Annotated in this window: 21 protein-coding genes; 12 read left to right on the top strand and 9 right to left on the bottom strand. The window is 71.4% G+C overall.

Annotated elements, in window-relative coordinates; genetic code table 11:
* Positions 1–108: 108 nt before the first annotated feature.
* From ACGF3C_RS25705 to ACGF3C_RS25715, 3 genes are read left to right on the top strand one after another with little or no spacing between them, the layout of a single operon-like run.
* Positions 109–1,380: an asparagine synthase-related protein gene (locus ACGF3C_RS25705; RefSeq protein WP_393225943.1), complete on the top strand. Its 1,272-nt coding sequence runs from the start codon at positions 109–111 to the stop codon at positions 1,378–1,380.
* Positions 1,381–1,439: 59 nt separating this feature from the next.
* Complete coding sequence (locus ACGF3C_RS25710; RefSeq protein WP_357223060.1) at positions 1,440–2,258, top strand: TauD/TfdA family dioxygenase; 819 nt, start codon at positions 1,440–1,442, stop codon at positions 2,256–2,258.
* Positions 2,248–3,684, top strand: coding sequence for a class I adenylate-forming enzyme family protein (locus ACGF3C_RS25715; RefSeq protein WP_393225946.1), 1,437 nt, complete (start codon positions 2,248–2,250; stop codon positions 3,682–3,684). Before ACGF3C_RS25710 ends, ACGF3C_RS25715 begins: the two co-directional genes overlap by 11 nt.
* A 41-nt stretch (positions 3,685–3,725) precedes the next feature.
* On the opposite strand, the gene ACGF3C_RS25720 is transcribed toward ACGF3C_RS25715, so the two are convergent.
* A complete protein-coding gene (locus ACGF3C_RS25720) occupies positions 3,726–4,322 on the bottom strand; it encodes a helix-turn-helix domain-containing protein (protein ID WP_393225949.1) in 597 nt (198 codons plus the stop codon).
* Positions 4,323–4,398: 76 nt separating this feature from the next.
* Between ACGF3C_RS25720 and ACGF3C_RS25725 the strand changes: the two genes are divergently transcribed.
* The gene (locus tag ACGF3C_RS25725) at positions 4,399–5,973 is read left to right on the top strand and encodes a methyltransferase domain-containing protein (protein ID WP_393225952.1); all 1,575 of its coding nucleotides are present in this window, start codon (positions 4,399–4,401) and stop codon (positions 5,971–5,973) included.
* 268 nt (positions 5,974–6,241) lie between these two features.
* Positions 6,242–7,963 carry a hypothetical protein gene (locus tag ACGF3C_RS25730; protein WP_393225955.1) on the top strand — a complete coding sequence of 574 codons (1,722 nt, stop codon included), beginning with the start codon at positions 6,242–6,244 and terminating at the stop codon, positions 7,961–7,963.
* A gap of 163 nt (positions 7,964–8,126) precedes the next feature.
* Here ACGF3C_RS25730 and ACGF3C_RS25735 read toward each other — a convergent pair whose 3' ends face one another.
* Positions 8,127–8,600, bottom strand: coding sequence for a hypothetical protein (locus ACGF3C_RS25735; RefSeq protein ID WP_393225958.1), 474 nt, complete (start codon positions 8,598–8,600; stop codon positions 8,127–8,129).
* A gap of 267 nt (positions 8,601–8,867) precedes the next feature.
* Here ACGF3C_RS25735 and ACGF3C_RS25740 point away from each other — a divergent pair, with 267 nt between their 5' ends.
* A complete protein-coding gene (locus ACGF3C_RS25740; protein ID WP_357231646.1) occupies positions 8,868–10,262 on the top strand; it encodes an FAD-dependent oxidoreductase in 1,395 nt (464 codons plus the stop codon).
* A 27-nt stretch (positions 10,263–10,289) separates the two neighbouring features.
* On the opposite strand, the gene ACGF3C_RS25745 is transcribed toward ACGF3C_RS25740, so the two are convergent.
* From ACGF3C_RS25745 to ACGF3C_RS25755, 3 genes are read right to left on the bottom strand one after another with little or no spacing between them, the layout of a single operon-like run.
* Positions 10,290–11,057, bottom strand: a complete 768-nt coding sequence (locus ACGF3C_RS25745; RefSeq protein WP_393225961.1) for a nucleotidyltransferase domain-containing protein — start codon at positions 11,055–11,057, stop codon at positions 10,290–10,292.
* A 36-nt stretch (positions 11,058–11,093) separates the two neighbouring features.
* Positions 11,094–12,434, bottom strand: coding sequence for a hypothetical protein (locus ACGF3C_RS25750; protein WP_393225964.1), 1,341 nt, complete (start codon positions 12,432–12,434; stop codon positions 11,094–11,096).
* Between the two features lie 5 nt (positions 12,435–12,439).
* Positions 12,440–12,916 (bottom strand): hypothetical protein, encoded by a 477-nt coding sequence (locus ACGF3C_RS25755; protein ID WP_393225967.1) that lies wholly within the window; start codon positions 12,914–12,916, stop codon positions 12,440–12,442.
* Between the two features lie 103 nt (positions 12,917–13,019).
* On the opposite strand from ACGF3C_RS25755, the gene ACGF3C_RS25760 reads away from it, so the two are divergent.
* Positions 13,020–13,886 (top strand): copper resistance protein CopC, encoded by an 867-nt coding sequence (locus ACGF3C_RS25760; protein ID WP_393225970.1) that lies wholly within the window; start codon positions 13,020–13,022, stop codon positions 13,884–13,886.
* A gap of 34 nt (positions 13,887–13,920) precedes the next feature.
* On the opposite strand, the gene ACGF3C_RS25765 is transcribed toward ACGF3C_RS25760, so the two are convergent.
* Positions 13,921–14,439 carry a hypothetical protein gene (locus tag ACGF3C_RS25765; protein WP_393225972.1) on the bottom strand — a complete coding sequence of 173 codons (519 nt, stop codon included), beginning with the start codon at positions 14,437–14,439 and terminating at the stop codon, positions 13,921–13,923.
* A 380-nt stretch (positions 14,440–14,819) separates the two neighbouring features.
* On the opposite strand from ACGF3C_RS25765, the gene ACGF3C_RS25770 reads away from it, so the two are divergent.
* Positions 14,820–17,225, top strand: coding sequence for a ricin-type beta-trefoil lectin domain protein (locus ACGF3C_RS25770; RefSeq protein WP_393225975.1), 2,406 nt, complete (start codon positions 14,820–14,822; stop codon positions 17,223–17,225).
* A gap of 74 nt (positions 17,226–17,299) precedes the next feature.
* Here the strand turns inward: ACGF3C_RS25770 and ACGF3C_RS25775 are convergent, their stop codons facing one another.
* Positions 17,300–18,268, bottom strand: a complete 969-nt coding sequence (locus tag ACGF3C_RS25775) for a hypothetical protein (RefSeq protein ID WP_393226336.1) — start codon at positions 18,266–18,268, stop codon at positions 17,300–17,302.
* Positions 18,269–18,429: 161 nt separating this feature from the next.
* Entirely contained in the window at positions 18,430–18,816 is a 387-nt protein-coding gene (locus ACGF3C_RS25780; RefSeq protein ID WP_393225978.1) for a DUF2267 domain-containing protein, read from the bottom strand.
* A 181-nt stretch (positions 18,817–18,997) separates the two neighbouring features.
* On the opposite strand from ACGF3C_RS25780, the gene ACGF3C_RS25785 reads away from it, so the two are divergent.
* The 4 genes from ACGF3C_RS25785 to ACGF3C_RS25800 all read left to right on the top strand — a co-directional run bounded on the left by ACGF3C_RS25785 (position 18,998) and on the right by ACGF3C_RS25800 (position 21,324).
* Positions 18,998–19,330, top strand: a complete 333-nt coding sequence (locus ACGF3C_RS25785; RefSeq protein WP_357196243.1) for a nuclear transport factor 2 family protein — start codon at positions 18,998–19,000, stop codon at positions 19,328–19,330.
* A gap of 34 nt (positions 19,331–19,364) precedes the next feature.
* Positions 19,365–20,201, top strand: coding sequence for an oxidoreductase (locus ACGF3C_RS25790; protein WP_357229914.1), 837 nt, complete (start codon positions 19,365–19,367; stop codon positions 20,199–20,201).
* 220 nt (positions 20,202–20,421) lie between these two features.
* The gene (locus ACGF3C_RS25795; RefSeq protein WP_357229916.1) at positions 20,422–20,841 is read left to right on the top strand and encodes an ATP-binding protein; all 420 of its coding nucleotides are present in this window, start codon (positions 20,422–20,424) and stop codon (positions 20,839–20,841) included.
* Between the two features lie 105 nt (positions 20,842–20,946).
* On the top strand, positions 20,947–21,324 hold the full coding sequence (locus ACGF3C_RS25800; RefSeq protein WP_393225982.1) for a nuclear transport factor 2 family protein: 378 nt from the start codon (positions 20,947–20,949) through the stop codon (positions 21,322–21,324).
* Between the two features lie 15 nt (positions 21,325–21,339).
* On the opposite strand, the gene ACGF3C_RS25805 is transcribed toward ACGF3C_RS25800, so the two are convergent.
* Positions 21,340–21,810, bottom strand: coding sequence for a molybdenum cofactor biosysynthesis protein (locus ACGF3C_RS25805; protein ID WP_357232681.1), 471 nt, complete (start codon positions 21,808–21,810; stop codon positions 21,340–21,342).
* Positions 21,811–21,864: the final 54 nt, after the last annotated feature.

Genomic DNA, 21,864 nt, shown 5'->3' on the forward strand with positions numbered 1-21,864 from the left:
CTGGAACGGATAAGACCCGCTGTCCACGTCGGTGACCTGAGAGTTCACACCAGCGGGTTGGCGGGTGACAGCCCACGCACCACGCCGTTGGAGATCGATGTGCGGACGATGTCGGTCCGGACCGCGAACGGCGGCGCCACACCCGCCACGACCGAGTCCGACAGGGCGCGGATCCTCGTCGACGAGGACCGCGTCGTCGTGCGGACCACAGCACTGAACGAGGATGCCATTTACCTGGCGTTCAACCGGTCTGAGGGCAAGCTCGCCTACTTCACCGACCTGTTCCTGGCCCCGCTCATCCTGCCCGCGCTCGGTCTGCCCGTCGAGGTTCGCCCGGAGGGACCTCAGCCGCGCAGCGACGAGACCGCACTGCTGCACGTCAGCCGGATACCGTTCGGCGCGGTGCAGGAGGGCAGGCGGCTGCGCGACGGATGGACCCTACGCACCACAGTGGCCGACGATCCCCTGCGGCATCTGCGTCGTCCCGGGCGTACCGACGCGCTGCAAGCCGGAGAGGATCAGGTCAGTGCCCTGCAGGAGCAGATCCGGTCGGTAACCCGAGACCGACCGCTCGACCGGTTCGCGACCCTCCTGTCCGGCGGCATCGACTCCGGCACTGTCACAGTGCTCGCCGCCTCGGAGGGGCTCGCCCTGACGCCGTACAGCGCCGGCACTCCCTGGGGTGACGAGTTCGACGACGCCGCGGAGCTGGGCGATCACCTGGGTCTCTCCGTGCGCCGGGTCGAGCTGTCCGAGGAACGCATCCTGGCTGCCGTCCCGCAGGCCATCCGAGGGCTGGGTGTCACGGAGCCCGAGGTGGTGGAGGTCGCGCTGACCGCGACGGCGCTCTACGACGGGACCGAGATCCCGCGCGACGAGGTGCTGCTGACCGGATATGGGAGCGACCTCATCAACGCCGGCATCTACCGTCCGTTCAGCACGCCGGAGGAGCTGATCGATCAGACGATCGCGGCCATCCACCAGACCCGGTTCACCAACGAGTTGTCCAGCCGGCTGCCGTTGGCGTACGGCCGGGAAGTCCACCACCCGTTCTGGGCGTGGCCGGTGATCCAGGTCGCCCTGGACACGGCGCCGGACTGCAAGGTGCGCGACGGCAGGGAGAAGTTCCACCTTCGCCAGGCTATGAGCCGACGGGTGTCGCACGACATCGCCTGGCGTCGCAAGATCGCCGTTCATCACGGCGGTGGTCTGCAGCGAGGCGTCGTGAAGCGACTCGAGGCGGATGCCCCCGGCGTCGACCGGGCCGCGATCTATCTTGCCTGTTTCCGCGCACTGGTGAACCTGGCGCAGGAAGGCTCGATCGACGACTGGGACCCACTTCAGGTGTACGAGCGCGGCATCGCCGACGCCCGGCGCTGACCACCCCGAAGCCCGCTCACCCCAGCCGCGTCAAACCACCCAACGCCACACCTCAGGAGATGACCTTGAGCCTCACCCCGTCAGGTCTCGGGCTGGTACTCGACCCCGCCCCCACGGACCATCTGGCGAGCGCCTGCCGCAGTGCCGCGACCCGGACCGGTGCGGCCCTCGTACGAGGGCTCGATCTCGACGAACCAGCCTTTCAACGCTTGGTGCATGAGCTCGGCGACACCGTTGAGCACAAGTTCGGCGAGGGCCGCGCCGACCTGCTCAAGTTGAACGCCTCAGCAGACGAGGGGAAAGTGGTCACCGGGCGCGGCCCGCTCCCGCTGCACACCGACGGCATCCTGGTAGGAGAGCAGACAGATCTGATCGTCCTCTACGCCAGCGAGTTCCGCGACGAGCCGGGATCCGGCGAGACGACGGTCTGTGACCAGTTGGCGGCATGGGACGAGATGCCGGACGACCTGCGGCAGACGATCGAGACCGTAGGGCTGGAGTATCTGGTCGAGGACCGGGGTTACTTCCCGACGGTCCCTGACGACTGGTACGAGATCCCCACCGTCCGCGACTACGGTCGGGTTCGGTCGCTGAACCTGACGTTGCCGTTCCCCGCCGGTGCCAACCACGGCTGGCAGGTACGGGTCAAAGGCGGCGACCAGACCACCACCGACACCTTCTTCACCCAGCTCAGTGACTTCCTGCACCGCCCCCGATTCCTCTACCAGCACCGCTGGCAGGTGGGCGACCTTCTCGTGATCGACAACCAGCGCACCCTGCACGGGCGCACCGCGATCGGTGCCGACGGGGTGCGGCTGCTCCTGCGCGGACAGGTCACTCTGAACACGGCACGCCGGGATGATCTGCATGCTGCATGAGGCGTTCCAGGAGGTGGTTCGGACCCACCCGGACGGGGTGGCGGTGCAGGCAGTCGACGGCGAGGAGCTCACGTACGCCCAGCTGAGCGACCTCGTCGACCGGGCGGCCGTCGGCCTGCTCGGCGTCGGGGTACAGCCCGGTCACCACGTCGCCACCCGTCTGCACAACGGCCCCGCGTACGTCGCGACCATCCTCGCCCTGGCTCGGCTCGGCGCGGTGCACCTGCCGATCAGTGTGCAGTCGGACCGGGATCGGCTCCGCTGGTCGCTGGCCCAGGTCCCGGTCCGATTCCTGATCCACGAGAAGCATGACGACCTGTTCGAGACCCCGGTCGACACCCTCGCCGTCAACACGCTCCTCGCCGAGCCCGCCCCGCGCACCGTCGAGGCGCTGCCGGTCGAGTCTCGGGCCGGCGTCTTCCGGTTGCTGGAGACCACCGGATCCACCGGGGTCCCCAAGCTCGTCGCCTGGCGTCAGGAAGACCTACTGGCCGACCGGAGGCAGTGGCTGTCCTATCTTCAGGTGACCGCCGAGGACGTCTTCCTGACCATGCATCCGTTGGATGTGGCCCATGGTGTCGATGTGCACATGTTTCCGGCGCTCCTGGCCGGCGCCCGGCTCGTGTTCTCCGACCCTGCCGCGCCGCCGGACCGGCTACTGAGCGCTCTCGCCGAATCGGGCACGACGATCTTCAGCGCCCTGCCACGCCACTATCAGCTGCTTGCCGACAGCGGCGCGACAGCTCTGCCGTCGCTGCGGCTCCCGCTCTGCGGCGGGGCCTATCTCAGCCCGGAGGTGATCACGCAGGCACGCCGACACCTCGGGATCCGGATCCGTCGCATCTACGGGTCCACCGAGTTCGGCATCGTCCTGGGCAACATGGACGACGTCGCGCAGGAATCCCGCGGCATGTATCCGCTGCCAGCGGTCGAGGTGGCGCTGGAACCGCTCTCGGCGCAGACGCCGGCGCTCGGTGAGATCCTGGCCCGTTCGCCGCACACCAGCATCGGATACGAGGGCAACCCGGTCGAGACGGCACGTGCCTTCCGGGACGGCTGGTACCGGACCGGCGACGTGGGCGAGCAGACGGAATCCGGCGAGTACCGCGTGCTGGGCCGGGTCGCCGACGTACTGGCCACCACGTCCGGGCGACCGATCTTCGCACCTCAGCTCGAAGGCGCGCTGGAAGCCGACGCGGCGGTGCGTGAGGCGGCGGTCGTGCCCCCGTCGGCGGCGGATGACGGGGCGGCTCCGCTGGTGGTGGTGACGCCGGCAGACGGAGCCCGGGCGGCGGACGTCGCCACCGCGGCGCGCCGCCTCCTGCGCGAGCACGGTGTGGCTGACCGGGTACGGGTGGTCGACGAGCTTCCGCACACCCCGGTCGGAAAGCTCGACAAACCAACAATCCTGCGACGGTGGGGCTGAGCAGCTCCTGGATACTCCACCGCCGACGGGGTCGGGCTCGACTACTGCTGCTTGTCGGGTGTGGCCGGGCGGGCGCGGACGTGCAACCGCTCCCCCTGCGGGCCGAAGAGACTGAGGGCTTCGGCGGTGCCGGGGCCGGGGTTGAAGAACAGGTGCGGGACGCGGGTGTCGAACTCGGCCACCTCCCCCGGGGCCAGCGTCAGATCACGATCACCGAGCAGCAGGCGTAGCCGGCCGGAGAGCACGTAGAGCCACTCGTACCCCTCGTGGGCCTGCGGGATTCGGCCCCCGGCGGACGGGTCGGGCGGGAAGATCTGCTTGAACGCCTGGACGCCGCCCGGCCGGCGGGTCAGCGGCAGGTACGTCACGCCGTGGATGACGATCGGTTTGGGGCGTACCCGGGGGTCGCTGGTGGCGGGGGCGTCGACCAGGTCGTCCAGCGCCACCTGGTAGGCCCTCGCCAGCGGAAGCAGTAATTCCAGGGTGGCGCGACGGCTACCGGACTCCAGCCGGGACAGGGTGCTCACCGAGATGCCGGTCAGCTCGGCGAGCTGGGTCAGCGTGATCCCACGTTGGTGACGCAGGGCACGCAGCCGGGGGCCGACGGCCGCCAGCGCGGCGTTGTCCTCGTTTGCCATAACGGCAAGGATAGTTGCCACTTTGCCGACGGCGACGGATGGTGGGCGCAGCCGACAGAGCAAGAGGGAGATACCGGTGGACGAGACATACGACGTGGTGGTGGTGGGCGGCGGCGCCGCAGGGCTCAGCGGAGCCCTGGCGCTGAGCCGGGCCCGACGGTCGGTACTGGTGATCGACTCCGGTGAGCCGCGCAACGCGCCGGCCGACCGGGTGCACAACTACCTGGGCCGGGAGGGAACGCCGCCGGGCGAGCTGCTCGCCATCGGACGGGCCGAGGTGTCCGGGTACGGCGGACAGTTCCGCACCGGACGGGTGCAGGCCGCGACCCGGGACGACGACGGGTTCCGGCTCAGCCTGGACGGCGGGGATTCGGTACGGGCCCGCCGGCTGCTGGTGACCACCGGTCTGACCGACGAACTGCCCGACGTGCCCGGCCTCGCCCAGCGGTGGGGTCGCGACGTGCTGCACTGCCCGTACTGCCACGGCTGGGAGGTTCGGGACCGCCGGATCGGCGTCCTGGCGACCAGCCCGCTGAGCGTGCACCAGGCCGAGATGTGGCGACAGTGGAGCCCCAGCGTGCTGCTCCTCCTGCACGACGCGCCGGCACCCGACGTGGAGACCGCCGAGCGGCTCGCCGCCCGCAGCATCGCGGTGGTGCCCGGACCGGTCGCCGCCGTGGAGGTGACCGACGACGCGCTGACCGGTGTACGGCTCGCCGACGGCCGGGTGGTGGCGCTCGACGCGATCGTCGTGGCGACGCGGCTGACTCCCCGCGCCGACGTGCTGGTGGGGTTGGGTCTGGCCCCGGAGGAGGTGACGATGGGCGAGCACGTCATCGGCGCCCAGATCCCGACCGACGCCACCGGCGCGACCACCGTCGCGGGTGTCTGGGTCGCGGGCAACGTGGCCGACATCCGCGGTCAGGTGATCACGTCCGCCGGGGCCGGCCTGACCGCGGCGGCGGCGATCAACGCCGACCTCATCGCCGAGGAGACCCGCGACGCGGTGGCCGCGTACCGGCAGTTGGTGGCCACGACGTTCGAAGAACCGGCGTGGGAGGAGCGCTACCAGTCCCGCCCCTCGGTCTGGAGTGGCCGGCCGAACCCGCAACTGGTCGCCGAGGTCACCGACCTGACCCCGGGGCGCGCCTTGGACGTGGGCAGCGGCGAGGGTGCCGACGCGGTGTGGCTGGCCGGGCGCGGCTGGCAGGTGACAGCGGTGGACATCTCCACCACGGCGTTGAGCCGGGCCGCCGCGCACGCCGAGACCGCGGGCGTGCGCGACCGGATCGAGTTCACCCACGCCGACCTACGGGACAAGCCGCCCACCGAGGAGGCGTACGACCTGGTGTCCGCGCAGTTCATGCACCTGCCGCCGCAAGAGCGGCGGGAGTTGTTCGGCCGGCTGGCCGCCGCGGTGGCACCCGGCGGGGTCCTGCTGATCGTCGGGCACCACCCCTCGGATCTGTGGGGGTCGGCGCACCGGATGCACATGCCGGACATGATGTACACCGCGCAGGACGTGGCCGCCGATCTGGAACCCGCCCACTGGGAGGTGCTGGCGGCCGAGGAACGCTCCCGCCTCGCCACCAATCAGAACGGTGAGGACATCACCCTTCACGACGCGGTCCTGGTCGCCCGCCGACGCTGACCCCGCGCGCGCGTCGCCGTGCGGTCACCACGTCGACCTGCGTCGATCATGGAGTGATGCTGGATGACAAAGGGTGGTGGAGCCCCACCTTTGCCGCAGCACGAGTCCATGGTCGGCGCGGGAACGGGGGAACGCGGGACGGCAACGTGAGAGGTGGTGGGGCAGGACTTCGCATGAGGTCGGGTCAGCGGTAGCGTTGCGCCACACTGACGGCCCGTGGGGCAGGCGACCGCCGACCCTGACGCCCCGATCGTACGGAGGATGGTGCATGTCCATCGGCGCTGAGCCGCACGCAGCACGCGACGATGCGGCCTCCCGGCCGAGCTTCGAGCTCGCCCTTCGCGGATACGACAAACGCCAGGTGGACCGGCACCTGGAGCAGCTCGACGGCCAGATCGCGATGCTGAGCGGAGAGCACGGGCGCTCCGCCGTCCGCGTCCGTGAACTGACCGCCGAGGTGCAGCGACTGCGCGCCGAACTGGCCGAGCTTCAGGAGCAACCTGTGCAGGTGGACCGCGCTTCGTTCCACGATCTGGGCCCGATGGTCGGCGAGATCATGGCGCTCGCCGAGAAGCAGGCTGGCATCATCACCGAGTCGGCCACCGACCGGGCCAACGAGCTGCGCAGCGAGTCCGAGCGGATCCTCGCCGACACCCGTGAGCGGGCCGCGCAGGCACGTCAGGACCTGTCGGAGGAGCTGGCCACGCGGCGGGCCGAGCAGGAGCAGGCGCACGAGGAGCGGCGCGCCCACGCCGAGGCCGAGTTGACAGCGATCCGCGAGCACGCCGAGCAGTTGCGGGCCGACGGTGAGGCCGCGCACGAGCGCGCCCAGCACGAGGCCAAGCGGATCACCGAGCAGAGCGCGCAGCAGCTCAACCAGACCAGGGTCGCCGCCGACGCGCTGATGAAGTCGGCCCGTACCCAGATCCAGCAGGAACTCCAGTCGGCCCGCTCCAAGCACCAGCAGGAGATGGCCCAGTGGCAGGCCAGCGTGGAGCGAGAGGTCAACGAACGGCGTACCGCCGCCGAGCAGGACATCGCCGAACAGCAGGCCGCCGCCGAGCAGGAGCTGGCCGAGCAGCGCAGCGCGACCGAGCAGCAGATAGCCGCGCTGCTCGCCGAGGCGCAGCAGCACGTGACCGAGCTGCGCAACCGCGCCGACGAGCAGGCCGCCAGCCATCAGCAGCAGCTCGCCGCCCTGCAGAAGGAGCTTGAGGAGCGCCGGCAGGAGGCCGCCGACCTGAACGCGGAGCTGGACACCGGCCGTCAGCAGCTCGCCGAGATCCGCCAGGAGGGCGAGACGCTGGAGAACGAGCTGTCCCGGATGCAGCAGCGACTCAGTGAGGTCCGTCGGGACCTGACCGCCGAAAGCGCCCGATTGGACGAGGCCCGGCGAGCCGGCGACTCCGCCGAGCGGCACGCCAAGGAGGTCCGCGCCCGCGTACAGCGGGAGGCGAAGCGGGTGGCCGACCTCGCCGCCGCCGCGGTCATGGCCGCGGCCGCCGGCGGTACGGAGACCGCCGAGTACCCGATGGTGGGCTCCCGCTCCAGCGCCGACCGACCCGCCCCGGAGCGCGTCGAGCGGCTCACCGTCGACCGGTACTCCGCGGAGCGCCCGACAGTGGACGATGCGGACACCGATCGCGCCACCGCCGACCGCGCCCCGCTCGACGCCGCACCTGCCGACCGGGGCTCGGCCGAGAACGGCTACGCCGACCTGGCCCCGGTGGACCGGGCCAGTGGCGACCAGGCCCCGGCCGAGCACGCGAACGGGGACCGGGCACCGGTGGAGCAGGCCGACGACGCGCATGCCGGCGCTGCGGCGGTCGCGGAGGAGTCGGGGACGTCCGACCGTACGGCGGCCCGGGAGGTCAGCGCCGACGACGCCGAGCGGACTTTCCCCCGGCACATCGGCACTGACGCACCCACGCCCGTGCCGTTCCTGGCCTTCGGGCAGCCGGTCAGCGAGAACGGCGCCGCCCGGCACTGACCTCAGTCGCAGTCGCACCCGGGCCCGGAGCGGATCCGCGCGGGCCCGGGCCGAGCGTCCGGCCGCCGGTCGACGACCCAGCCACTCACGAGGGAGATCGAGGTGAGAGCCGGGGCGAACCAGCGCGAAGCTCACGGACGATGGCTGACCAGCGCTGATCAAGTCACGAGGGGGACGGGGCGGACCGAGCGAGGTACCTCCGCAGCTCGGCGACCTCCTCGTCGGTGACGGTAGGGGCGAAGTCGAGGTATTCGCTGGGATAGATGGCGGTGCCGGAGCCGGCCACCGTGACGAACCAGGCGCCCTCGTGGCCGAACCAGTGCGCCTGCCCGACCTTGCCGAGGTCGACCAGGTCGTCCGGCGCGGCGGATTCGCCTGCCGAGATGATGCGCACCCACTGCCCGTCGCGCCCATACGGAGGCTGAGGGATGACCACGTCGAGGTGGTCCTCGTCGACCCGCTCCGCCGTCACCCCGTACAGCCGAGCTGCACCCTCGCGTGCCACAGTGCGCACCTTCCTCAGACTGCCGGTGGCGCCGACCAGCACCTCCCCGTCAGGTCCGTCGACCAACACCGCGTACGAGCGATCCGGCTCGTGGCGAACTCGTGTACGGGACCGCGGCGGGATGTCAGGCATCCAGCAATAGTCCCCCACCGGGCTCGCCACGTGGGTACGCCGACGAAGCTCATGGACGATGGCTGACCAGCGGTGATCAAGTGATGAAAAGTAGGTCTTCGAACCTCCTACGACCTACTTTCCATCACCTGATCAAGGAACGGGTGATGGCTCGGGCGGATTCTGCGAGGAACCGGGTCGCCTCGCAGGTCGGAGCTGGCAGGCTGGGCTGGCCGCCGCGCACCAGCGGTGGCCGCCGGCCCCGCCGGTGACCGAGAGGAGCGCCCGGTGACCAACCAACCGGAGGAGTTCGACCTGCTCGTCGTCGGTGGCGGCAAGGCCGGCAAGACGTTGAGCATGGACGTGGCCCGATCCGGTCAGCGGGTCGCGATGGTCGAGCGCGGCATGATCGGCGGCAGTTGCATCAACGTCGCGTGCATCCCGACGAAGGCGCTGGTGACCAGCGCGCGGGCCGCCCGCCAGCTGCGGGACGCGTCGGCGCTCGGTCTGTCTGTGGAGGGCGGCCGGGTCGACATCGACCTGTTGCGCGCGCACAAGCAGGACGTGGTGGAGGGGATGGTCGCCGCCAACCGGCAGCAGTTCCTCGACTCCGGTCTGCACCTGGTGATCGGCGAGGCCCGGTTCGTCGGCCCACGAACCGTACGGGTGGCACTCGCCGACGGCGGCGAGCGACTGTTGCGCGGCAGCGACGTGGTGATCAACACGGGCACCCGCCCCCATCTGCCTTCGGTGCCCGGGATGGCCGAGGCCGGGGTGCTCACCAGCGACGAGTTGCTGCGCCTGGACCGGCTGCCGGCCCGGCTGGTGGTGCTCGGCGGCGGCACCGTCGGGGTGGAGTTCGCGCAGATGTTCGCGTTGTTCGGCAGCGCGGTGACAGTGGTCGAGGGTGGTCCACGGCTGCTCACCCGCGAGGACCCCGACGTCAGCGACGCGGTGATGCGCGTCTTCCTCGACGATGGCATCGACGTACGGGTGGGTGTGGCCGTCGCGCGCGTCGACCGGGAGGCCGACGGATCGCTCCGGGTGACGCTGGACGACGGCAGCGTGGTGATCGGGGACGACGTGCTGGTGGCGGCCGGGCGGGAACCGGTCACCGACGGGCTCGGGCTGGACGTGGCCGGCGTACGGCTCAGCGAGCGGGGCTTCGTGGACGTCGACGAGCACCTGCGTACCAGCGCCGAGCGCACCTGGGCGGCCGGGGACGTCGCCGGGAGCCCGCAGTTCACCCACGTCTCGTTGGACGACTACCGGATCATCCGGGCGAACCTCGCGGGAGGCCAACGCAGCACCGCCGACCGGCTGATCCCGTACACCGTCTTCACCACCCCGGAGCTGGCGCGGGTCGGCCTGACCGAGACCGAGGCGCGCCGCGCCGGGTACGACATCCAGGTCGCCCACCTGCCGGTCGCCGCCATCCCCAGGGCACGCACCCTGCGCCAGACCCAGGGCATGTGGAAGGCGGTCATCGACACCAGCAGCGACCGGATCCTCGGTGCGTCGTTGCTCGGTGCCGAGGCCGGTGAGGTGATCACCTCGGTGCAGCTGGCCATGCTCGCCGGAATGCCGTGGACCGCCCTGCGGGACGCGGTCATCACCCACCCGACCATGACCGAGGGTCTCAACCTGCTCTTCGCCTCGCTGGTGTCCAGCCCGGTCCGCTGAGCGCCGCGGGGCCCGCCCAGGCGACCGCTACCCGGCGATCTCGTCGCGTACCCGTTGTTGGAAGGCGCGGGCCTGCGCCCCGGTGGGCGGCGGCCCACCGTGGCGTGCGGCGACCGCCTGACGGATCACCTCGGCCCGGTCGTCGGCGTCGATCAGCCGCTGGCCGGCGGCCACCTTCGCCAACCAGACGCCGTCGCGGTGGCGCACCAGTGACCGGCAGGCGCCGAGTACGGCGTCCTCCGTGCCGGGCGCGGGTTGGTCGGCCGGCGGGGTGGGCAGGGCGAGCCACCAGGACAGCGCCTCGATGAGCAGCCGGCGCAGGTCGGCCGGGGCGAGGTCGGCGAAGGCCTCCCCCGCCGGCGGCCCGAGCAGTGGGAGTCCACTCTGGTGCAGGATGCTGCGGTCGAGGCCGTACCAGAATCGGCCGTCGGTGACCGGGCGGTCGGCGGGGTCGAGGGTGCGGCGGAACGGCATGGCGGCCCCGGTGTTCAGTTCGACCTCGAAACCGGGGTCGGGGGTGCCGGAGGCGGCAACCGCGCGGTCGTAGACGACCAACTCCAGCCCGCGTGCGGGGCAGGGCAGCGTGTCGTGCCGCAGCCGGGCGACCAACGTCTGCTTGACGGTGCGGGTGAGCGGCCCGGCGCTGAGCAGCGCCACGTCCACGTCGCTGCGGCCGGGCTGGTACGCCCCGAGCCCCACCGAGCCGGCCGCGTACGCGCCGACCAGGTCGGCGCCCAGCACGTCCCGGGCGGTGTTGACGAGGTCGTCGAGGTAGCGCTGAAGATCGGAGTCCACGGGCCATGATGGCGCACGGGTCGGAGCCGGGTGGGATCACCCCGCGTAGAGCAGCAGCAGACCGGCGACGGTGTAGGCGACCATCAGTGCCAGCAGGGGTAGTTGGCCGGCCACCGCCCGGGCCCGGGGGAACAGGTACAGCGCGCGGTCGTGGGCGAGCAGCGTGCCGAGCAGGTGCCCGAGGATGATGACGGTGATCTGGACGCTCGCCACCCCGGAGGGCGTGATCAGCGCGGTCTGCGGCTCCCAGCCGGCGGTGCCGAGCCAGTTGGCGCCGGTGCCCAGGGGGTCGGAGAGCAACGCGACGGTGCGCTGGCCCTCCAGGATCAGCAGCGAGTAGTAGTGCGCCACCACGTACCCCACCGCGATCGGGACGATGGAGTGGGCGATCTCTCCCGGCACCTGACGGGCATCGGTCGCTTCGGCCCGGCCGATGTGCGCCGCGGCGCCGGTCGCGGCGAGGTACGCCACCGCGACGGCGGCGATGACGAGGCTCAGTCCGGCGCTGCCGGTGACCGCCGGGTGCAGGCCGTTTTCCTGGCTGAAGCGCAACCAGCCCGGCGCGTTGGAGAGGCTGTCGTACATGGTCGAGCCGAGCAGCACGATCACCACGGCGACCAGCCCGGGGCGGGGTCGCAGGCCGGCGATCCCGTCGAGCGGGTTACGCCAGACCAGCACGCCGTCGGCGGCCCGGCCGAGCGGGGCGAGGTGACCGATCACTGTGCTGTACGCCTCAAACGGGTCGGCGTGGTCGAACCAGCCGGCGCCGAACAGCACGGCACCAGCCAGCAGCACCACCGCGTACCCGGTCAGCCAGGCGGTGATGACCGGCAGGGTGGCCCGGTCGGGGGCGACCAGTTCCAGCCAGACGAACCCGAAGAGGGTGGCGGCTGCCGGCCACCAACCGACGCTGTCGGGCAGCTCACGGAGCCCACGGTTGGGGTCGCGCCGCGCCGCCAGCGCCGCGAGCAGGTGCACGGTGCGCAGCGGGTTGACCGCCCGCCAGATCGGGCCGAGCAGCAGCGACAGCGGGGCCAGCCCGACCCAGAGCAGCACGTAGAGCGCGCCGGCGGTCGGGTTGTCAGCGGTGTCGGGCCCGCCCAGCAGACCGAGGCAGAACCAGGCGGCGGCGAGCAGGCCGAGCCCGCGCAGCGCCCACCGGAAACCGGGCGCGTCGACGAGTCGGGCGAGCCGGTGCGGCACCGGGCGACCGCCGGTGGCGTCCCGGTCGAGCCGGGGTTCGCGCCAGAGCAGGCCCAGCGCCACGAACGTGACGACGAGGGTCAGCGCGGCGGCGACGACGAGCTGCGGCAGGGTGATCGGTAGGTCCTGACGGCCACCGACGCCGTGTGCCAGCAGCGTGGGAGCGGCCGTCATGTCGTTCAGCGGACGACGAGCTGGAAGAGCACCAGCTCGGACTCGTGCGTCTCCACCTCGAACAGCCCGGTCTTGTCGGCGCGGAACTCCACCGAGCCGGGCGTGCCGGCCGGTAGCCGGGCGCCCAGGTCGTAGCCGTGCACGTGCAGCTCGTCGGCGACGTCGGAGGTGACGGTGATCCGGACCGACTGTCCCTTACTGACGGTGACCCGTCCGGTCGGTGGGTCGACCCGCTTCTTCGCGATCGTGATGGTGATCTGTTGGTCCACCGCAGCGGTGCTGGCGGAGGCGCTGGGCGTGCTGGCCGCCGTCGGGGTCGACCCGGTGGAGGTGGCGCTCGACGGGGCGACGGACGTGGGTGTCGGCGAGGGGGCGGCCACGGAGGGGTCGTCGTCCTGCCCGCAACCGGCGAGGAGCAGGGCGCCGAGGGTGGCGGCGGCGAGGGCGGCGGCGGTCCGGGCAGCGGGGGTACGGACGGACACGGGCGGACTCCGAACGACGCGAGGGGGACGGGTGTCGGGTTGATCGTCGGGGAGGAGAACTCTACGTCTTGTTCGGTGCCGGGGAAATGACCATGATGAACGAATGCGATCGAAGCTGGTCACTGTGCGTAAGGCCCTCAGCCGTGTCGTGGCGGCGCTGGCGGCGACCCTGGTGGTGTCGCTGCTGCTGCCGGTCGCCCCGGCGTCCGCGCACGGCCAGCTGGCGACCTCCATGCCTCTGAAGGGCACCGTCGTCCGCGAGCCGCTGCCCCAGTTGGCGTTGTACTTCACCGAGAAGCCGGCGTCCAACGCGCACTTCGCCATCAGCGGCCCAAACGGGTCGCGAGTGGACAACGGGTGGTCCTACGGTGAGCCGAAGCGACTCGACAAGCCGGTCACCGAATACTTCATGGTCAACGGGGTGTTCGAGCCACGGCTCTACCACACCGGCTTCCCGGCCATGGTCACCGTCGCGCACTGGCCGGCGAAGGGCCGCTACACCGCGAGCTACCTCTCGGTCGCCTCGGACGGTGAGGCGGTGCGGGGCGAGGTGACCTTCGACTACCAGGGCCCCGGCACTGCGGCCCCGGCCGGCTGGTCGGCGCCCACGGCGGGGCCGGACCCGGCGCTGCTCGCGCAGGCCGAGGGTGAGGGCTCGACCAGTTCCGGGGCCACCGGCAGCCCGGTCGCCCCTACCGGCGCCGCGACGGGCGACCCGGCCGGCGCCGCGAAGGAGCAGGGGGGCGGCGGGTTCCCGGCCTGGTTGGTCCCGGCCCTGACCGTCGTTACGGTCGCCGTACTCGTGCTGGTGGCGGCCCGCCGTCGACCTGCCACGCCGGGAGCCACCACACGAAGCGGCCGGCCGGCCGGCGCGGCAGGCAAGGGCGGCACGCCGGGCCGCAAGGCCGCCACCCCGGCCCGCAAGCCCGGCGATCGATCCGGCGGCCCGGCCCGGCGCGGACGGCGGTAGGCCGGCGGCCCGGTCCGGCGCGTGGCAGTGGGCGTCAGGGCCGAGCCGTCTCCCAGTGCGCCGGGCGGCCACCCGCCCCGCCCAACCACGTCGACAGCGGCCCCTGGTGCCGCCCCACGGATCGGCGCATGGCATTGACCAGGGCCAGTTGCGCCCGGGTCGGGGCCACCATCGCCTGCTCGAACTGATCCTGCGACAGCGGCGCGGTTGTCGTGTCCATTCCCGTGGCGACGTCCAGGAGTCGCTGCACCGCGTGGCCGAAGGCGTCGATCTCGGCGGTGACCGCGCTCGGGGCGACGAGGCTGGCTGACATCAGCGCGGCGCTCCACACCCCCCAGTCGTAGTCCCACGCCGTGCGTCCCAGGTGAGCGCGCCGCAGGATCATCGTGAACGTGGCGTACTCCCGCAGCAGGTCCTGGTAGGCCACGAGCTGCCGGTCCCGTAGCCAGTGTCGGTCCTGTGCACTGCGGGTGAGCATCCCGCCGACGACAACGCCGACGGTCGCCGAGAGCGCGCCGCCGAGCGTCGTGACAGCGACTTCCAGCAACGCCATGACACCTCCGTGGTGACCGTCGAGTCCGAGCATCGATGATCGCCGGCCTCGTCGTCAACGGAGCAGAAGGACGTGGACCGCTTTGCCGACGCCCACTGGCGGGCCCGTCGGCGGCACCGCTGACTGCCAGCGGCAGGCCGATCGGCCAGACATTCTGCGCGTAACATGGCGAACTTTCGCATGGACATCGGTAACTTTTGATGCATCGGCGCGAAGCCATGGACAGTCCAATCGAAACGCCTTAATGTTCCGAGCCATCCACCCGGTGTTTCCGCAACGTCACTCGTCGGCGTCGAGGACGTTACGGAGCCGGGCCGACGGCCATCCTCACCGCTGATCCACGTCGGCCGTCGGACACTCCACTGCCTCCCGGAGGAACGATGGGCACACGCCTGCTACGCCGACTCCACCATCCCGTCCTGGGTGCGCTGGCACTCGTCCTCGCCGCCGGCCTCTGGGCCGCCCCCGCCAACGCCGCCCCCGCACAGGAACCGGGCGTCACGCTGCGCGTCTTCGACGTGCAGGTGCCACTGTCCGAGTTGTGCACCCTCAAGCCCGCCCAGACCCCGAACGTGGACAAGCTCATGTCCACCATCAACTGGACCTCGGCGGCCGACTTCGGCTTCGAGGACAACTTCGTCTCGCAGGTGCTCGGCAACATCACCACCACCCAGGCCGGCAGCTACACCTTCCGGCTCAGCAGCGACGACGGCTCCAAGCTGTCGATCGACAACGCGGTCGTGATCAACCATGACGGCCTGCACGGCGCGACCCCGCCCAAGGAGGGCACCGTCACCCTCACCACCGGCCTGCACCCGCTGCGGATCGACCACTTCGAGCGTGGCGGCGGGCAGCAGATCACCCTGGAGTGGAAGACGCCCGGTTCGTCGACCTTCGTTGTCGTACCGAACTCGGCGCTGAGCACCGACGCCGGTGTGGTCCGGGTGACCGCACCCGGACGCAAGGAGTGCGAGGGCGTCTCCGACACCCCCGGTGACGGCCTGCCGCTGACCGGCGTGCACCCCGGCTACACCCTGACCAACCTGCGGCCCAGCGGCTTCCAGCCGAAGGTCACCGGCATGGACTGGCTGGCCGACGGCCGGCTGGTCATCAGCACCTGGGGCGGCAGCGACCAGTCCGGCACCTCCCAGGACGGCGAGGTCTGGATCCTCGGCAACACCGGCGGATCGACGAGCCCGGGCAACGTGACCACCAAGAAGATCGCCGGCGGCCTCAAGGAACCGATGGGGCTCAAGGTCGTCGACGGGGTGGTCTACGTGACCGAGAAGCAGCGGTTGACCCGGCTGGTGAACACCGGCGGTGACGAGGCGGCCGAGCGCCTGGATACCGTCGCCACCTGGCCGTACGGTGGCAATTTCCACGAGTTCGCCTTCGGCCTGCTCTACCAGGACGGGTTCTTCTACCTGAACCTGTCGGTGTCGATCAACTCCGGCGGCGCCACCACCAACCCGCAACCCGCCACCAACCGCGGCACCACCCTCAAGGTCAACAAGGACACCGGCGCGGTCAGCTACGTCGCCGGCGGTCTGCGTACGCCACACGGCATCGGCTGGGGCCCGGAGGGCGGCATCTTCGTCACCGACAACCAGGGCGGCTGGCTGCCCTCGTCGAAGCTGGTGCACGTCAAGCAGGGCAGGTTCTTCAACCACTTCACGAACCCGGCGGGTCCGTTCGACACCGCACCGGTGACGCAGCCGGTGCTCTGGATGCCGCAGAATGAGATCGCCAACTCGCCCAGCACACCGCTCTACCTGACCAGCGGTCGCTACGCCGGCCAGTTCGTCATCGGTGACGTCACCTACGGCGGCCTGCAACGGGCGAACGTGGAGAAGGTCAACGGCGAGTACCAGGGCGCTTTGTTCCGGCTCACCCAGGGCCTGGAGGCGGGCGTCTCCGAGGTCAACGTCGGCCCGGACGGCGCGATCTACGTCGGCGGGCTCGGCGCGGGCGGCAACTGGGGCCAGACCGGCAAGCTCTCGTACGGCCTGCAGAAGCTCACCCCGAACACCGCCACCACTTTCGAGATGCTCGCGATGCGCGCCACCACGACCGGCTTCGAGGTGGAGTACACCGAGCCGGTGTCGACGGCGACCGCCGCCGAGCTGGCCGCGCGCTACAAGCTCAAGCAGTGGCGGTACGTGGCGACGTCGAACTACGGCGGTCCGAAGATCGATGAGGAGACGCTGACCGTCACCTCGGCCACCCTCTCGGCGGACGGCAAGAAGGTCAGTCTCACGGTGCCCGGTCGCAAGGCCGGCCGGGTGGTGCACCTGCGGTCCCCGCGCCCGTTCACCTCGACCAGCGGCCAGTCACTGTGGAGCACCGAGGCGTGGTACACGCTCAACTCCATCCCGGGCAGTCCCCCGCCGCCGACCGGCGGCACCATCACCGGCGTCGGCGGCAAGTGCCTGGACGTCGACAACGCGGGCACCGCCGACGGCACGAAGATCCAGCTCTGGACCTGCAACGGCACCACAGCGCAGTCGTGGACGAAGGTCGGCGACACGTACCGGGTGCTGGGCAAGTGCCTGGACGTGGACAACGGCGGCACCGCCAACGGCACGAAGGTTCAGCTCTGGACCTGCAACGGCACCGCCGCGCAGGTCTGGCAGCCACAGGCCGACGGGTCGATCCGCAACCCGCAGTCGGGCAAGGTCCTGGAGGCCGCCGGCGGTAGCAGCGCCGACCGCACCCAGATCCAGCTCGGCACGTACGCGGGCGGCGCACACCAGAAGTGGGTGGTCAGTAGCGGGGTAACCGGCTGACCTCGCACGAGGGGGCGCGGTCTGACCGGCGGGTCAGGCCGCGCCCCGCCCGTCCACAGCACGAAGACCTCCGCTCAGCGGAACAGCACCGGCCGGTTCCCCCGGGCGCCGACGAGGTGGCCCCTGATGTTGATGTCCTCGATCGAGTCGGTCTCCCACACGCCCCGGGTGGTCAGGTCTGTCATCAACCCGTTGCGCCAGAGGAACGGGTGCCACGCAGCGGTGGTGGTGCTCTGGCCCACCACCTCACCCCGGTCGTTGATCGCGGTGGCGCGGCTCCAGTCGCCACCGAGCGTGCCGAGGTCGGTCAGTGTCCCGTTCTGCCAGCGGAACGCCCGGCCGTTCGCCGCGCCCACCACCTGGCCCCGGTTGTTGACCCCGAGGGCCTCGCTGCCGATCTGCGTGAACACCCCGTCACGCAGCCGGCCACCCACGCAGGTGCACGGGTAGTCCTGCGGCGGCACGTTGAACCCGCCCACCACGTCGCCCGCGTTGTTGAAGTCGGCGGTGAACTCGTAGAAGTACTCCCGACCCAGGTCGGTGAAGACCCCGTCGCGCCACAGGAAGCGGTGCGGCATGTCTCCGGCCGGTTCGCTGGTGCCGAGCACCTGCCGCCGGTCGTTGACGCCGATTGCCACACTGTTCTCCCCGCCCAGGGTGCCCAGGTCGTGGAGCTGACCGTCGCGCCAGAGCACAGCGCGGGTCAGGTAGTCCGAGCCGAACGAGGTGATCGCCACGTCACCGAACTCGTTGACGTCCACGGCGCTGGAATCCGTGTCACCCGGTAGCACGCCCAGGTCGGTGATGACACCGTGACGCCACAGCACGGCGTGCCGGGCGCCGCTGGCGACCGTGCTCCAGCCGACGATGTCGCCGCGATCGTTCATCGCCGTCGCAGCGCCGTCACCTCCGCTCAGGGTGCCGAGGTCGGCGAGCCGATAGCTGTGCGGGGGTGCCGGCGCTGCGACGGCGGGAGCGGGAGCGAGGGTGATCATCGCGACGGCGGTCGTCGCTGCGGTCAGCAGGGGACGCGGGGACACCATGGACGCCAAGGGGGACGCTCCTCGGATCGGAGCGGCGACGACCCGGCGGACGGGCGCGGGGCAACCGCCACTGCGCGTTCGATCGGTAACGCACAGTAGATCCGGTGTCGTGGCGGCACGCCAGGGACCGAACGGTCACCGACGCATGAGGCGCGCGTCGGTCAGGGGCCGTGCGGCAGCGGCTGCGCCAGTGCCCGCAGGTCCGCCGGGAGTTGGGCCAGGGCGTCCTCGAACTCCCGGTGCCCGACCACCCGGTGCATCGTCTGGAGCACCGCCCGGGTGCCCCGCTCGGCGGCCGGGCGGTCGATCCCGGCGCGGTCGGCGACCCGGCTCAGGAACTCGTCGTAGCCGAACGTTTCCGGCGGCTCGGCGGCCTTGACCAGCAGTGGGCTCAGCTCGTCGGCCAGGTGGGGGGCCAACGCGCCCGCCTCCCCGCCGCTGAGCCGCTCGGCGAGGGTCCGCAGGACCGCCTCGGTGAGCGGGCGTGCCTGCTCCGGCGGGAGACCCGCCCGTGCCGCAACCTTGTCGACGAACGCCAGCTCGGCCATGCCCCCGCCCTTCGCTCTCGGAAACGCGTGGCTACCCGGGCCCACCGGCAGCAAACCCGGCAGCCGCAGCGGGCATGGTTCTGCTGGTTGCTCCGCGCGGTGCCGTCGGCTTCTCGTACCGTGAGGTCGGACCGGGAACCCGACGGCTGCCCGACGGCGGCCCGTGCCGCAGGAGGAGCAGATGGCCCTCGACCTGCCCGACGTGATCGACCGGTACTTCCGGGCCGTCAACGACCGGGATCTGGACGCCTTCGTCGCCTGCTTCGCGGACACCGCGAGCGTCGCCGACGAGGACCGCCTGTACGACGGACGGGCCTCGATCCGCGCCTGGCGGCAGAAGACGATGGACGCCTACGCGTACACCGCGGAGCCGGTCCGGGTCACGTCGCAGGCGGGCGACTCGTACCTGGCTGTCACCCGGGTGTCCGGTGACTTCCCCGGCAGCCCGATCGAGCTGCGGTACCGGTTCACGCTGCGCGACGGGCTGATCGGCGCCCTGGACATCCGTCCCTGACGGCGAGTGGGCCCACTGACACGAGAGGAACGCCGTGCCGCGAGTCTGGCTCATCACCGGCTGTTCGCGTGGCCTCGGCCGCGCCCTCGCCGAGGCCGTCCTGGCCGACGGCGACCACCTGGTGGCCACCGCCCGCAACCCGGCACAGCTCGCGGACCTGGTCGACCGGCACGGTGACCGGGTCCGCGCTGTGGCCCTCGACGTCAACGACCCCGCTGCCGCCCGTGCCGCCGTCCGCACCGCGGTGGACACGTTCGGGCAGCTGGACATCCTGGTCAACAACGCCGGGTACGCCGATGTCGCCGCGATCGAGGACATGTCGGAGGACGCCTTCCGGGCGCAGGTCGAGGCGAACTTCTTCGGCGTGGTCAATCTGTCCCGGGCCGCCCTGCCCGTGATGCGCGAGCAGGGGCGCGGGCACATCGTGCAGATCTCCAGTGTCGGCAGCCGGGTCGCGAGCACGGGTCTGGGCGCGTACCAGTCCGCCAAGTGGGCGGTCAGCGGCTTCTCCGGGGTGCTCGCCAGAGAGGTCGAGGCGTTCGGGATCCGGGTCACCACTGTCGAGCCGGGTGGGCTGCGCACCGACTGGGCCGGCTCGTCGATGAGCGCCCTGCCGATCAGTGAACCGTACCGGCCGGTCATCGACCCGGCCGTGCAGCGGCTGCGCCAGGCCAGCGGCGCCCAGCCGGGCGACCCGGCCCGCGCCGCCCAGGCGATCATCCGGATCACCCGGGTCGACGACCCGCCGCTCCGGTTGCTGCTCGGCGCCGACGCCGTGGCCGCCGCCCACGCGGCCGCCGAGGCCCTCGCCGCGTCGGACGCGCGATGGCGGGAGTTGAGCGAATCGATAGCCTTCGACACGGCACCCTGACCCGACTGCCCTACCGGACCGGCGAGGCCGGTCAGGCCGGCCCGTAGGTGATCAACCGCCGAACGGACGAGACAGTCAAGAGGGCGGTGGGTGACATGATGTGGCGGCAACAGCTACGAGAAGGGTTCCGCTGCCCGATGGCGCACTTTGAGGCTCGCACGCCCACGACACCCGCGCGGAACGCGGTGCCGCTGGTCGGGCAGCCGCATCGGGCGGGCTGATGCCGGGCGAGCGACGGGAGACCGTGGCCGAGCAGAATGTCTCCACCCACGCCGCGGACACCATGGCGTATCAGGTCGCGACGGACATACGGGCGCTGCGCGCGTTCGTCAGCGCCGGGGCGCTGGCCCGTGGCCTGTCGGACGAGGGGGCGGAGCTGTTGACGCTGGCCGTCAGCGAGTTGGCCACCAACACGTTGCAGCACACCACCGGCGGTGGCTGGGTGCGACTCTGGGCCGAGGCGGGTCAGCTGATCTGCGACGTCGTCGACCACGGGCCGACGCGGGCGTTCGGCCGAAGCATGCCGGCCACCGACTCGGTACGTGGTCGCGGGCTGGCGATCGTGGAGCAGATCTGTGACGAGGTCGCTGTGCTCACCAGTCCCGGGGAGACCGTCGTACGGATTCGCCTGAGTCTGTGAACCTCGGCGGCGATCCCCACCCGCCCACGCCAGTTTGACTGCCACAATGCGGACAGCTCGGGCCGACGGTGGCACCGGGTCGGACCCGAACGGGAGGACGCCACGATGCCGGACAGCGCACGCGAGGCCGAGCTGCTCGACGCCGAGCGCACCCTGCAGGCCGCCCAACGGGCCGGTGACGTCGCCGCCCTCGATCAGCTGCTGGTCGACCAGCTGATCGCCATCGGCCCGGACGGGCGTACCCACAGCAAGCAGGATGACCTGGCCGCTCACCGGGACCGCCGCTCGGTCGTCGAGGAGTTGGTGGAGGAGGAGCTGGACCTGCTCGTGGTCGGAGCGACGGGGGTGACGTTCTTCCTGGGCCGCGTGTCCGGCGTCCTCGGGGGAACGCCGTTCGCCGCGCGGCTGCGCTACACCCGGACGTGGGTCCACGACGACCCGCACGGCTGGCGGGTCCTGGCCGCACACATCAGCCCGGTCTGACTCAGGCTGGCGTCCTCAGTTCACTGTGGCGTCGATCGCGCCGAGGCGCAGGGTGCCGTCATTGAGGGGCGTGCAGCGGATGCCGCCGGTGGTGCGCAGCGCTTTCCACGCCCCCGGTCCGACCGTGACGTCCATCCAGGCACACGGTCGGGCCGCCCGGTTGACCCGCAGGCTGACCGGGCCGTCGCCGGAGTCCAGCACCAGCACTCTGCCGATCAGCTCGTCCACGGCGATCCCTGTGGTGAGGATGTTTCGCCGCACCTCGGCCAGGCCGATGCCGACCGGCAGCGACTCCCGGGCGATGACAGTGACGCTGGCGTCGCGGTGTGCCTGCTGACCGAAGTACCTGTCGCCGACGATGCCGAGGCCGGCCCGGATCCGGACGGCGTCGACCAGCTCGCCGGGTGGGGCCGGGGCCGGGCCGTCGGCGGGCCGGCCCAGGAAGCGGTGCACGGGCGAGGCCAGCAACTCGACGATCTCCGGCATGGCAGGAATTCTACGAACCGGACAGGACCGCCGGGGCAGGTCGACGGATGCGGG

Origin of the sequence: Micromonospora sp. NPDC047762 (assembly GCF_043204655.1) — a bacterium.
Taxonomy (GTDB): domain Bacteria; phylum Actinomycetota; class Actinomycetes; order Mycobacteriales; family Micromonosporaceae; genus Micromonospora.